Source organism: Natrinema longum, from assembly GCF_017352095.1.
GTDB lineage: Archaea > Halobacteriota > Halobacteria > Halobacteriales > Natrialbaceae > Natrinema > Natrinema longum.
This window is the reverse complement of record NZ_CP071463.1, coordinates 2,979,257-2,992,206: the sequence shown is the minus strand read 5'-3', so window position 1 is coordinate 2,992,206 and position 12,950 is coordinate 2,979,257. Positions and strand designations below refer to the sequence as shown.

13 protein-coding genes are annotated in these 12,950 nt (G+C 64.7%); 4 read left to right on the top strand and 9 right to left on the bottom strand.

Annotated features, from left to right (window positions below):
- Positions 1-89 precede the first annotated feature (89 nt).
- The 7 genes from sod to J0X27_RS14720 form a co-directional block, all read right to left on the bottom strand.
- Positions 90-692: a superoxide dismutase gene (gene sod, locus J0X27_RS14750; protein WP_207269915.1), complete on the bottom strand. Its 603-nt coding sequence runs from the start codon at positions 690-692 to the stop codon at positions 90-92.
- A gap of 202 nt (positions 693-894) precedes the next feature.
- Entirely contained in the window at positions 895-1,308 is a 414-nt protein-coding gene (locus tag J0X27_RS14745; RefSeq protein ID WP_207269914.1) for a DUF7344 domain-containing protein, read from the bottom strand.
- Between the two features lie 307 nt (positions 1,309-1,615).
- The gene (gene ndk, locus J0X27_RS14740; RefSeq protein WP_207269913.1) at positions 1,616-2,080 is read right to left on the bottom strand and encodes a nucleoside-diphosphate kinase; all 465 of its coding nucleotides are present in this window, start codon (positions 2,078-2,080) and stop codon (positions 1,616-1,618) included.
- Entirely contained in the window at positions 2,077-2,451 is a 375-nt protein-coding gene (locus J0X27_RS14735; RefSeq protein WP_207269912.1) for a 50S ribosomal protein L24e, read from the bottom strand. The genes ndk and J0X27_RS14735 overlap by 4 nt, the downstream gene beginning before the upstream one ends.
- Positions 2,451-2,675, bottom strand: a complete 225-nt coding sequence (locus J0X27_RS14730; protein ID WP_006064297.1) for a 30S ribosomal protein S28e — start codon at positions 2,673-2,675, stop codon at positions 2,451-2,453. The genes J0X27_RS14735 and J0X27_RS14730 overlap by 1 nt, the downstream gene beginning before the upstream one ends.
- A gap of 11 nt (positions 2,676-2,686) precedes the next feature.
- Positions 2,687-3,049, bottom strand: coding sequence for a 50S ribosomal protein L7Ae (rpl7ae, locus tag J0X27_RS14725; protein ID WP_097379947.1), 363 nt, complete (start codon positions 3,047-3,049; stop codon positions 2,687-2,689).
- A 433-nt stretch (positions 3,050-3,482) separates the two neighbouring features.
- Positions 3,483-5,081 (bottom strand): oleate hydratase, encoded by a 1,599-nt coding sequence (locus J0X27_RS14720; RefSeq protein WP_207269911.1) that lies wholly within the window; start codon positions 5,079-5,081, stop codon positions 3,483-3,485.
- 301 nt (positions 5,082-5,382) lie between these two features.
- On the opposite strand from J0X27_RS14720, the gene tmcA reads away from it, so the two are divergent.
- The gene (gene tmcA, locus J0X27_RS14715) at positions 5,383-7,644 is read left to right on the top strand and encodes a tRNA(Met) cytidine acetyltransferase TmcA (RefSeq protein WP_207269910.1); all 2,262 of its coding nucleotides are present in this window, start codon (positions 5,383-5,385) and stop codon (positions 7,642-7,644) included.
- Positions 7,645-7,730: 86 nt separating this feature from the next.
- Here the strand turns inward: tmcA and J0X27_RS14710 are convergent, their stop codons facing one another.
- A complete protein-coding gene (locus J0X27_RS14710; protein ID WP_207269909.1) occupies positions 7,731-8,459 on the bottom strand; it encodes an SDR family NAD(P)-dependent oxidoreductase in 729 nt (242 codons plus the stop codon).
- Between the two features lie 141 nt (positions 8,460-8,600).
- On the opposite strand from J0X27_RS14710, the gene J0X27_RS14705 reads away from it, so the two are divergent.
- The 3 genes from J0X27_RS14705 (at position 8,601) to J0X27_RS14695 (ending at position 11,156) form a co-directional block, all read left to right on the top strand.
- Positions 8,601-10,400, top strand: coding sequence for an SLC13 family permease (locus J0X27_RS14705; RefSeq protein WP_207269908.1), 1,800 nt, complete (start codon positions 8,601-8,603; stop codon positions 10,398-10,400).
- Between the two features lie 63 nt (positions 10,401-10,463).
- Positions 10,464-10,949 carry a DUF456 domain-containing protein gene (locus J0X27_RS14700; RefSeq protein ID WP_207269907.1) on the top strand — a complete coding sequence of 162 codons (486 nt, stop codon included), beginning with the start codon at positions 10,464-10,466 and terminating at the stop codon, positions 10,947-10,949.
- 42 nt (positions 10,950-10,991) lie between these two features.
- Positions 10,992-11,156 (top strand): DUF8014 family protein, encoded by a 165-nt coding sequence (locus tag J0X27_RS14695; protein WP_169924371.1) that lies wholly within the window; start codon positions 10,992-10,994, stop codon positions 11,154-11,156.
- Between the two features lie 46 nt (positions 11,157-11,202).
- Here J0X27_RS14695 and J0X27_RS14690 read toward each other — a convergent pair whose 3' ends face one another.
- The gene (locus J0X27_RS14690; RefSeq protein WP_207269906.1) at positions 11,203-12,948 is read right to left on the bottom strand and encodes a glutamate--tRNA ligase; all 1,746 of its coding nucleotides are present in this window, start codon (positions 12,946-12,948) and stop codon (positions 11,203-11,205) included.
- Positions 12,949-12,950: the final 2 nt, after the last annotated feature.

The following is a 12,950-nucleotide window of genomic DNA, read 5'->3' as shown; positions in this document are numbered from 1 at the left end:
GAGAGACGCTATAGGAGACGCTCACGGCACAAGCGGCGTCGATTCGACGCGCATTGAGCCGCCAAAAAATCAGGGTTCGACTGAGTCGTCTACTCGAAGTGGTCGAGGCACTTCTCGTACTCTTCCGTGGCCTTCTCCCAGTTGACGACGTCGAAGAAGGCATCGATGAAGTCCCCGCGGTCCGGACCGTAGTCGTAGTAGTAGGAGTGTTCCCAGACGTCCAGCGCGAGGATGGGGTGGGAGCCCCAGAGTGCGCCCTGGTCGTGCTTGTCGACCGCGACGTTGCGAAGCTGTTTCGCAACCGGGTCGTATACCAGCAGTGCCCAACCACCGGCAGCACCGGCAGCGGCCTCGAACTCGCCCTTCCAGCCCTCGTAGGAGCCGAAGTCCGCTTCGATGCGATCGGCGAGGTCGCCCTCCGGCTCGCCGCCACCGTCTGGCGACATGTTCTCCCAGAACAGCGTGTGGAGATAGTGGCCACAGCCGTTGTGAGTGACGTTGCTGAGGGCTCCGGGCGTCGAGCCGAAGTCGCCCTCCTCGCGGTTCTCGGCGAGGGTCTCCTCGGCGGCGTTGAGGCCGTTGACGTACCCTTGATGGTGGGTGTCGTGATGCCAGGTTAGTACCTGTTCGGACAGTGATGGTTCGAGCGCGTCGTAATCGTACGGGAGTGGTGGAAGTTCGTGATCAGTCATAGTATGCACCTCACGTTCTGTATCGGTATCTCGCCTGTTAAGTTTTGAGGAGTGGGACGATATCACACCACATAAGTCTCGACCGCCCCGTCCGGCGATTTACCGACACTCCGCTTGTTCCACCACGAACTGAGTAGTAAACCTTTCGGCGGTTCCGATCGCCGTTCAGTACGGCCACGAGTAGGGCACCGTTCGCGTCGAGCTATCCGATTTCCTTGTACCGTGCGTGTTCGAGCCACTCCTCGAGGGAGGGCTGGCCCCAGTACCGGACCGTCTCGCTTCGCCGGTCGTGTTCGAGGATCCCCGCGTTCTCGAGTTTCGGAAGGTGAGTGTGCTGGAGTTCCATCCGTACCGTCGTCCCGTCGTCCGACGAGTCGTGAGTGTCGTCGAACTCCGAACCCCCGTTTGGCTCCGCTCCCACGTCGTCGTCTGCTGCCGTCCGCTCAAACGCGATGACGGCCTCCGTGAGTCGTTCGATCGTTGCGACGCCATCCGACTGATCGGCGAGAGCGTAGAGCACGTACCGCCGTCGGCGGTTCGAAAGGAGATCGAAAACGAGATCGAGTGATGGCGTCCCCTCCGCCCTCCCTATCGTCACGCCCTCCGTATCACGCATTCACGAACCACCTACCGTGTATTACCATTCCAAACCACCAACCACCTCTACTACAGCCGCCACATTAGACTTTACGTATCCCTAGAAAAGTACATATATGTGATAGAATACGAATTGTCGGTGGCGAGACGGGTACTATCGCCGTCACAGCCGATCACCGCAATCGGCACCTCGTGGCGATACGACGACTGAGACGGACCGCTGTCAGTGCCGGCGACCCCGAGACGGATCGTGGGGCCGCCGGTCACTCGGGACAGGGAACCGTGTGAAACGACGCGAGGAAACCGATACCCGACGTCGTGTCTCCTTACTCGTAGAGCCACTCGGCGTCGTGTTGATCGTAGTCGATCAACTCGTCGTCGTCGAAGTGGATCGCGATTTCGCGTTCGTTCGCGCCGTCGTCCTCGTGGTCGGCGGCGTGAACGACGTTCCGACCGAGATCGAGCGCGTAGTCGCCCCGGATCGTTCCGGGTGCAGCCTCGAGGGGATCGGTCTCGCCGATCATCTGGCGGACCTGACGGGTCGCGTCCTGGCCTTCCCAGACCATCGGGACGACCGGTCCCGAGGTGATGAAGTCCACGAGGTCGTCGTAGAACGGCTTGTCCTCGTGTTCGCTGTAGTGTTCTTCTGCCCGTTCGCGGGGCATGTTCTCGACCTTGATACCGACGAGTTTGAGCCCGCGGTCCTCGAGTCGAGAGACGACTTCGCCCACGAGCCCGCGTGCGAAGGCGTCGGGCTTGACCATCACGAAGGTGCGCTCGTGATCGCTCATTGTTCGGCTTCCTCGGCTTCCTCGGCTTCCTCGGCTTCATCGGCTTCTTCGGCTTCCTCAGCCGCTTCGGCCTCTTCCGTCTCGTCGACGGGTTCGTCCCCGGCGGACACGTCGTCCTCGTCGTCGCCGGCCTCGACCGCCTCGGTCTGGTCGGCTTCCTCGTCGGCAGGCGTGTCAGCCTGTGCGGGACCCTTGCCGCGACGACCTTCTTCGGTCCACTCGAGATCGCGGGGTTCGCGCCCGAGCTTGAAGTTTTTCTCCGCCTTGGAGTCGACGAAGTGGAGCACGGTGCCGTCCGTCTGGACGTACATGATGCCCGTGCCGGGTTCGATCTCTTCGCCCGTGTAGTCGCAGGTTCGTTTCTCGACCATTATTGTCCTCCGATGGAGTCGGCCTCGCGGGCGGTCTCGCGAAGTTGGAGTACGTCCCCTTCGCGGACCGGCCCGAGGCAGTTACGGGTGATGATGCGTCCCTGATTCTCGCCCTCCTTGATTCGGCATTTGACCTGCATGGCTTCGCCGTGCATGCCGGTCTTGCCGACGATCTCGATGACCTCGGCGGGCGTGGAGCCGCTTTCTTCCTCTTCAGCACTCATCTCTGATCACCTCAGTCGAGGTCCTCGACCTTGTCGGCGATGTCCTCGACGTCGTCTTCGGCTTCGCCAGCGTCGACGATCGCCGCAGCGGCCGAGCCGACCTCGAGACCGGCTGCGTGGCCGACGTCGTCCTGGGTCTCGATAAAGACGACGGGAATGCCCTTCTCGTCGGCGAGCTCCGGGAGATGCATGACGATCTCTTCGGGGGAGACGTCTTCGGCGACGTAAACGAGATCGGCGTTGCCGCGCTCGATCGCCTTCGTGGTTTCGTTCGTTCCTTTCTTTACTCGTCCGGTGTCTCGTGCGACCTCGAGCGCCTCGAGGGCGTCGTCGGCGAGGTCTGCTGGGATGTCGGTGGTTACGTAAACTGACATTGGTTGTTCACCTCTCCTACACGTGGGCTCGCGCTCCCCTGCCGTCCGGGCACTGGGTACCCGTACCGGGTCGATCCCGGCGAAAGTCCTGTGAAGCTAGGAGCATCATCAACCCCGCGTAGGGTGTACACCTGAATAGCGTTGCCCCCCTTAAAAGCGTGTTCAAACGCGTGACGCCGTGGGATGGCACCGCACGGCGGGCCGGTCTCCCGTTCGCGTCCAGCTATAGTAGTCACTGAAAGTCAGTGCACACCTGCTCGCACGGCTGCGTTGTGACCAGTGTGCAGCGACTTGCAGGGGTTACGAGACTGACCGTCGGTCGGGACATCGCGGACTGACTCGAGAGGGGCCGTTTACACACCGATCGGACAACCGTCGTCCGATCGAGTGTGCGGTGGCGACGAGAGCCGGCCCGCCCCGAGCCAACCGAGACCTACCTGAACGCGGCTTTCGCGGCGTCCACGAGGACCTCGGGTTCGTACTGATGCGTACTCACGGCCGGAACCTCACGATCCACGTCCATGAGGTCGTAGACTGCCATCATCGCGGATCGCACCGAATACTCGACTGTGAAGACCACGTCCCGTGGTACCTCGGCGAACTGTCCGATAAACGCCAGGTTGTTCGATCCCGGCGGAACGACGTCCGGTCGATCGCCGGGGGTTCGGGGCATGAAGTGGCTCGTGATAAACGGCATGTTGCAGGGGATACAGTTCGCGTCCTCGAGAACCGCCGGGAGTTCGTCGAGGTAGCCGAGGTGGTAGCAGAGTTCCTCGAGGATCTCTTCGCCGGTACAGTTCTCCATCTTCTTCTCGACGTGGTTCCCCTCCTCCTCGGGGAACAGTCCGTATCCCCAGAAGACCTTCACGTCGTCGGGCTGGTTCGCGAAGTGGGGCTGGGCGGCGACGACGATGGACATCAACCAGTTCGACTCGGTGAAGGTGATCAATCCGTTTCCGGGCGCTTCGCCGGTGACCTCGACGATGTGCTCGAGCAGGTCCGGTTCGTCCAGCGTGACGGTGTAGGACGGCCACTTCGTCTCCTGAACGTGGTCGGCGAAGGCCGACGGCGTCCCGAACTCGGGGTTGTCCTCGACGATGTTCTTCCACAGTTCGAAGGACGCCCCCGTCGTGTTCAGTTCGGGCGCTTCGGTCATCGATCCGAGATCCGAGCCATCGGTCATCGACCCGTTGGTCACGAAGACGAGATCCGTCGGCTCGACGTCGATCGTCTCGGCCGTTCCGTCGGCCTCGTAGTGGATCGTTTCGACGGTCTTGCCGTCTCGGCCGGGCACGATATCCATATCAGTCACTTCACAGCCGCCCCGGAACTCGACGCCGTGGTCTTCTAGCCACCGTCGAATGGGTCGCACCATCGAGTCGTACTGGTTGTACTTGGTCCGGTGGATGCCCTCCATGGTGTTCAACCGGGGGAACTCGTGCATGAAGCGGTGCATGTATCGGCGCATCTCCGCGACGCTGTGCCAGGGCTGGAAGGCAAACGTCGTGGCCCAGATGTGCCAGAACGGCGTCTCGAAGAACGACTCCGAGAACCACTCTTCGATCCGCGTGTCGCCGAGTTGCTCCTCGGGCGTCAAGACCAGTTGTAATAACGAGAGCCGATGCTCCATCTCGAAGTCGTACGACGAAACGTCCAGCACGTCCTGATCGTCGCCCAGCAGCCGTGCGATCGCGTACGTCTGGTGTGCTTCGTTGAACTCGTCCATCACGTCCTTGATCGACTTGTCGCGGTCTTCGAGCGAGGGGATCGTCTCGAGCAGGTCCCAGGTACACTCGTACGTCGGGAAATTCATCATCCGGCCGCCACGGATAACGTACCCCTCTTCGGGCGAGCCGGCCCCGTCGAGTGCCCCGCCCATCACGTCCAGTTTCTCCAGTACGTGAACGTTCTCGCCGGGCAGTTCGCTGTCACGAACGAGGAACGCAGCCCCGGCGAGGGACGCGATGCCGCCGCCGACGAAGTACGCGTCCCGTTCCGAACCGTCCTGTCGTGGGGTACTCTCGTTACTCATATGACTCACGCTCCGTACTCTCGAACGTCGTCTCGTTGCTCCGGTGTGGCCGGTGCAGCTCCGTGTCGATGTCCATTTCCGATCACGTTCAGATTTTTGATACGAACGGTATTGAAAGTATAGAGTAATTCTCGTGGCTCGAAAATAATAAACTAGTTATATGTTTTTAGATATCGCCCACAGCAATCAGAAGCGACTGTGGGAGCCACTGTACACGCTCAGCGTTCGGAAGAACGGACGTCGCTGTCTCGACGGGACGCGCATGCGAGATTATTCATATTCGAGCCCACAAAGCGGCCGTATGAACGCGGACGCGGATGTCGTTACACTCGCACGAACGCTCCGCACGGAAGCCACGCGAGCTAACGAGCGACGGGTGCTGGTTCTTGCAGGAGGCCGGAACCGTGGGTACGACCGTCTCGAGTCGATCCTCGACGCCCTCTCGGTCCCGATCACCGGCACGACGCTCGTCGGTCCCGAGGATCGGCTCCGGTGTGAACACCGCCGGCAGGTCAACGCGAGCGACCTCCTCGGAACCACACGGGCTGTCATCGCCGTCGACGTCCACGAGGGGCTCCAGCCGAACGCGCTCGGCACAGTCACCGGCGCGGTCGACGGGGGTGGCCTCCTCGTTCTTCTGACGCCTTCCCTCGAGACGTGGCCCGACCGCCGCGGTGCGTTCGACGAATCGCTCGCGGTCCCGCCGTTCGAACCGGACGACGTCACCGGCCGATTCAAACGCCGTCTGGTCGAGACGCTACGGGCACACCGCGGTATCGCGATCGTGGACCTCGAGGCCGATCGCATCGAGGCCGACGGCCTGACGGACCCGGCTCCGCGGCTTGCAGCGGCCGCGCCGACACCACCCACGGACCATCGGTTTCCGGCCGCTGCCTACGAGGCCTGCCTGACGGCCGATCAGGTCGACGCCGTTGCCGCCTTCGAATCGTTGTTCGCGGACGATCGGGCCGTCGTCGTCGATTCCGACCGCGGCCGGGGCAAGTCGAGCGCCGCAGGCCTGGCCGCAGGAGCGTTCGCCGCTGACGGAAGAACCGTGCTGGTGACCGCCCCCGCCGCCCGGAACGTGGCGGAACTGTTCGAGCGGGCGGGGGAGCTCTGCGAGCGACTCGAGGGGGGCGACGCCACCGTCGACACCCGCCGAATCGAGACGGCTGCCGGTGGCTCGGTCCGATACCTCGAGCCGTCGGACGCCATCGAGGACCTCGAATCGGCGGACGTCGTTATCGTCGACGAGGCTGCCGCGCTTCCGGTCGCGACGCTCGAGTCGCTGCTCGGAGCCGACAGGGTCGCGTTCGCGACGACGATCCACGGCTACGAGGGCGCGGGGCGGGGTTTCTCGGTCCGCTTTCGGGATCGACTCGCCGAGAGCGACCACGAGGTGACCGACTGTACGCTGGTCGAACCGATCCGGTACGCGGCCGGCGATCCCGTAGAGGTGTGGGCCTTCCGCGCACTGTTGCTCGACGCCCGGCCGCCGGTCGACCAGCTCGTGACCGACGCCACGCCCGGAACGGTCGAGTACCGACGACTCGAGCCCGAGGACCTCCTCGCGGACGACCGACTGCTCCGGGAGGCCTTCGGCCTACTCGTCCTCGCCCACTACCGAACCGAGCCAAACGACCTCGCGCGACTACTCGACGCCCCGAACCTCGCGGCTCGCGCGTTACTCCACGACGGCCACGTCGTCAGCGTCGCCCTGCTCGCTCGCGAGGGGGGGCTCCCAGCAGAGACGCGGGCGATGATGTACGAGGGCGGCCGCGTCCGCGGCAACATGCTGCCGGACGTGTTGACGAGCCAGTTGCGCGACGAGGCGGCGAGCGAGCCCGTCGGCCGCCGCGTCGTCCGGATCGCGACCCACCACGCGGCCCGTTCGCGCGGGCTCGGCTCGCACCTGCTCGAGCGCATCCGCGCGGAGTACGAGTCCGCGGTCGACTGGCTCGGAACCGGTTTCGGCGCGACGCCCGGCCTCCTCGAGTTCTGGCGCGAGAACGGCTATCGAACGGTTCACGTCTCGACGACGCGAAACGACGCCAGCGGCGAGTACTCCGCGCTCATGCTCGCGCCAACCGGCGACGACGGCCGTGCGCTCCACGACCGCCACGCCGACTGGTTCGTCCGCCGGGTCGCCGCACTCAGTTCGGACGCGCTCGACGACCTCGCGCCCGACGTCGCTCGAGCACTCCTCCGAACCGTCGACGCCGACGCCGGCCCGCCGCTGGCGGTGACGGACCACGAGTGGCGAGTCGTCGCCGGTGCCGCCTACGGTCCGGGGCTGTTCGACGTCGATCCCGGGCCGTTCAGGGACCTCGTCGTCCGATACCTCGTCGACGATCCCGACACCGTCGCCCTGACGGACCGCGAGGAGCGGTTGCTGGTCCTGCGTGCCCTCCAGGGCCACGGCTGGGAGACGGTCGCGGACCGCCTCGAGTACCACTCCACGGGACAGTGTATGCGGGCGCTCGGCGACGCGTTCTGTCCGCTGGTCGACCACTACGGAACGGACGCCGCACTCGAGGTGCGAGCGCGATTCGTCGACGAGTGATCACCATGGCCGTCCGAACTGGAACACGGCAGGCGGTGGCGTACGCTGGGCCGTGGTGAGCCGGTGGCTCCATATCGAGAGGCGACTCAGAAAAGCCGTCGGAGCAACCACTCCGGAGCGAGATTCACGAGCCACGCGATGGCCCGCCATCGCCGCGTCACGTAGGCGTGGTCCCGCTCTTTGCGGATCGCTCGAGCGATCTGTTCGGCCGCCGTCTCGGGTGAACACTCCCAGAAGCCGCCCAGCGAAAGCTTGGTATCGACGAATCCCGGTTCGATGGTCGTGATCGTCACGTCGGCGTCGCGATCGTCCCCTCGATAGCGAAGCCCCTCGAGATACGTCGAGACGTAGGCCTTCGAGGCGCTATAGGCCGGCGCGTCGCCGTTACCGATGTGAGCCGCCACGGACGAGATCCCCACGAGGTGGCCGTCGCTCGCGTGTTCCGGAGTGTCCTCGAAGTACTCCATTGCGGCCGTCGCGATCGCGGTGAAGCCGCGGACGTTGACGTCGATCGTCCGTCGTTCGGGCTCCCACTCGAGGTCCCGATTGACGGTCGCGATCCCGGCGCTGATGACGACGAGATCGACTGCCGTCATCGCCTCGGCCAGTTCGAAGAAGCCGTCTCGAGCGTCGTCGACGTCGGTAACGTCCATCGTCGCGACGTACGATTTGGTCGGCAGTTCGGCTCCGATCGATTGGAGCCGCTCCGTTCGACGGGCCGCCAGACCGATTTCGTACCCCTCCGCCGCGAGTCGCCGAGCCAGTGCTTCGCCGATACCCGAGGACGCGCCGACGATGATCGCACCGTCAGTCATGCGTGAACGTTCTATCACTGGCCCGTAATGGTATCGGGTCAGTATGAGTGCTCGACTTCGACCCGTCCCGTCGGTCAGTATCAGTGTATGGGACGGGAGACACCGTTATTTACCGTTCACACTGGAAGGTCGGACAACTGGATGGCACCGTTGACGACTGGTGCGTTGCTGGTCTTTCTGATCATCGCCGCCGCACTCGTGTTGTTCGTTACCGAGCCGGTCCCGATCGATGTCACGGCACTCGGGATTATGGTGAGCCTGATGTTGCTCGGCCCGTGGACCGGCGTCTCGCCGAGGGACGGCGTCGCCGGGTTCTCGAACCCCGCGACGATCACGATCCTCGCGATGATGATCCTGAGCGAGGGCGTTCGCCGAACCGGGGTCATTCAGCGTCTCCAGCAGACCGTCGCGTCGTACACCGGGACGGACGAACACAAGCAACTCGGCGCGACGATCGGCATCGTCGGGCCGCTGTCGGGACTGATCAACAACACGGCGGCAGTCGCCGTGTTGATGCCGATGGTAAACGACCTCGCTCACGAGAACGGCACCTCTCCCTCGAAGCTCCTCTTGCCCCTGTCGTACGCCTCGATGTTCGGCGGGATGCTCACCCTCATCGGCACGTCGACGAACCTCGTCGCGAGCAGCCTCTCCGCGGAGTACCTCGGCCGCCCCTTCTCGATGTTCGAGTTTACCCACCTCGGCGTCGTCGTGTTCGCCGTCGGCTCGGCGTACCTGCTTACCGTCGGCTACTGGCTCACCCCGGCACACGTGACGGCACGAAGCGAGCGAGAGACGGCGACGAAAGAGGAGTACCTCACGGAACTCGTCGTCCGAAAGCACTCACCGGTGGTCGGCATCACGCTTCGGGACGCCCTCGAGGAGGTCAATTTCGAAGCCGACGTCACCCAGCTCGTTCGGGGCGATCGGTATACGTTCAACCCATCGCCATCGACCACCGTCGAGCCCGACGACGTCTACACGGTTCGGCTGACGGACGACGCGCTCCAGACGCTACTCGACGTCGACGGGATCGATCTCGTTCCAGGCGTGACGGCCGAAACGGACCTCGAGACGCTCGCTCCGGACCAGACGCTCGTCGAGATCGTCCTCACGGCGGGCTCGGACCTGATCGGCGAGACGATCGACTCGGCGGGCTTTTCGGATACCTATCAGGCGCGAGTGCTCGCCGTTCGACGCGGCGGCAAGATCACGCACGAACGGTTGACCGAGTTCACGTTCCGACCGGGCGACGCGCTCCTCGTCGAGTCCGAGGCCGAAACGGTCGACCGGCTGGCCGACAATCCGAACGTCATCGTCGCCGGCGACCTCGCGCTCCAGCAGTTCCGGGGATCGAAACTCCCGCTCGCTGTCGGCGTGGTCCTCGCCGTCGTGGGACTGGCCGCGCTCGGGCTGGTACCGATCATGGTCTCGGCGCTGGCCGGCGTCGTCGTCATGCTGGCCGCGGGCGTCCTCAAACCCGCCGAAGCCTACGAGGCCGTCCAGTGGGACATCATCTTTCTGCTCGCGGGCGTCATCCCGCTTGGAAACGCGATGGCCGAGACCGGCGGCGCGGACGCCCTCGGCGCGCTCGTCGTCTCGAGCGCGGATTTCCTACCCGCCGTCGCCGTCCTCGGCGTATTCTACCTGTTGACGGCCCTGATGACCAACGTCGTCAGCAACCAGGCCAGCGTCGTGTTACTCGTTCCGGTGGCAGTCGACGTGGCCTCGAGGCTGGACGCGAACGCCTTCGCGTTCGTCCTCGCGGTGACCTTCGCCGCCAGCACGGCCTTTATGACGCCCGTCGGCTACCAGACCAACCTCTTCGTCTACGGGCCGGGAAAGTACCAGTTCCGGGACTTCATCCGTGTGGGCGGCCCGCTCCAACTGCTACTCGCGATCGTCACCACCGCCGGAATCGTCGCCTTCTGGGGACTCTAAGTCCGTGGATCGGCTCGAGAGCGCCGGCGGTACGGCTTTGTCGCTCGCGGCCCTCGAGGAAATATGGTCGACGCAGTGCTGGTCCTCGCGATCGCGTTGCTCGTGGGTGCAATCGTCGGCGCGGCCGTCCCGATGGTCCCCAGCGGCCTGCTCTCGCTGGCCGGCCTCGTCGTCTACTGGGTCGGAGCCGGATCCGCGGAACTGAGCGCGCTCACCTTCACCGTCCTTGCCCTCATCGCCGTCATCACCGCGCTCGTCGAGTTCTTCGGCGGCTCGATCGCCGCACGGGCCGGCGGGGCGTCGTGGCTGACTACCGCCGTCGCCGCCGTCGTCGGTCTCCTCCTGATGGTCGTCACCGGGCCGCTGGGACTGCTCGTCGGCCTCTTCGGGACCGTCTTCGTCCTCGAGTTCGTCCGCGGCGAGGAACTCGAGGGAAGCGCGCGCTCGGCGGTCTACACGACTATCGGGACGCTCGCGTCGACGGCGGTCCAGGTCCTGCTGACGACGTCGATCCTGCTGGGATTCCTCGTGGCCGTCTTCGTGCTGTGACCTGGGAAACACTGAAGCCGTGGGTGTCGTTATCATTCGTGAATGGAGTGTTCCGAGTCGGACTGTGATCGGCCCGCTGCGGTCGAGTTACACATTCCCTGGGCGGACAACCGCTTCGTCTGTGCCGCTCACGCCCGCGTCCTCGGTCGGCAGGACGGCGTCGTCGCCGATCCGGATCCGGAACTGAGTGACGACCTACTCGAGTGAGATCGCACGGCGAGCGAGCCAGCGTCGCCGCGTTGGCGGACGTGACTTATGGATGCGCGTAGTATGCGACCGTCTCTCCGTCTTCCTCGTCGGTTTCCTGCCGGTCGATTCTCGCGAACCCGACCCGCTCGAACTGGACCAGCTCGTCGGGCTCGAGGTCGCCGACCCCCGGTTCCGCGTGGCCGATCACGTCGCCGTCCATCGTTCGCAGACGGACCGGGACGCTCCCGTCTGCGGGCACCCAGTGGATCACGTCGACGCCACCCTCGCGGACCACGTCGATGTCGTCGCCCGTGTATCGCAGGACGCCGTCGTCGAACCGGAAACAGCCCAGCCCCTTCAGCCAGATTCGCTGATCGTCTTCCTCGTCTCCATCGTCGGGAATATCTCCGACCTCGAGCATGACCGAATCGCCGACGGGGATCTCGCGGGCCCCACGCTCCTCGTGGTTGGGATGCAGCGGCGGGTTCGCTTCGGCGGGCGGGTCCCCGGCGAGAGGGAGCTGGTTGCCGTCGCGGACGAAAAAGCGGCGGTCGGTCTCCTCGTCGATCAGGTCCCGGTTGTTCGCGTAGATCGAACTCATCGCGAGGTCGACGTCGGTCGTCGAGGTGCCGAGGCCGGTCATCGCCTCGACGATGGCCTCACCGCGGATACCGCGCCGGCGCAGACTCTTGAGCGTCGGCGCTCGCGGGTCGTCCCAGCCGTCGAGCGCGCCGTCCTCGATCAGTTCGGCGATGGTCGACGTACTCATCTTGACGTCGTAGTCGTCGAGCTGGACGTGTCCCCAGTGGATGACCTCAGGGTAGTCCCACCCGAAGTAATCGTAGACGAACTGCTGGCGCTTCGCGGAGTCCTGCAGGTCGATCCCGCGGATGATGTGTGTGACCTCGAGCAGGTGGTCGTCGACCCCCGACTGGAAGTCGAGCATCGGCCAGCAGCGGTACTCGCTCGCCTCCTCGCGGGGATGGGGCGTGTCGATCATCCGGAAGGCGACCCAGTCGCGCAGCGCCGGGTTCTTGTGTTCAATGTCGGTCTTGACCCGCAGGACCAGTTCGCCGCTGCTGTACTCGCCGTCGACCATGGCCTCGAACTCCTCGCGGACGGTTTCCTCGTCCTTGTGGCGATGCGGGCAGGGCTCACCGGAGTTTTTCAGCTCCGAGAACGCCTCGCCCGAGCACGAGCAGGTGTAGGCTCCGCCCATCTCGATCAGCTCGCGGGCGTGATCGTAGTAGGTCTCGAGGCGGTCGCTGGCTCTGTAGGTCGCGTCGGGTTCGAAGCCGAGATAGTCGAGATCCTCGAGGATCGCGTCGTAGGCGTCGAGATCCGGCCGCTTGGTCTCGGGATCGGTGTCGTCGAATCGGACACAGAACCAGCCGTCGTAGCGCTCGCGATAGGTACCGATGACGGCGGGCATCCGGGCGTGGCCGACGTGCCAGGGCCCGTTCGGGTTCGGCGCACACCGCATCCGGATCTCGTCGTACTCCTCGGCGTTGGGCAGATCGGGGAGGTCGTGTTCGTCCTCCTCCTCTTCGGCCTCGATCTCGGCGAGTGCCTCGGGTGCGAGGTCCTCGAGCCGGGCCCGCTTTGCCTCGTAGTCGAGGTCGTTGACGCGACTCACGACGCCGCCGACGACGCCGGGGACGGCGTCGGAGTGCTCGCGGAAATCGGGGTTGTCACCCATCAGCGGCCCCATGACGGCACCGACGGCGGCGTCGCTCTCGTGTTTGACGGCGTTCAACAGCGCGTGCTTCTCGGCTTCGCGCTCGACGCGCTCGCGTAACTCGTCGTTCATTA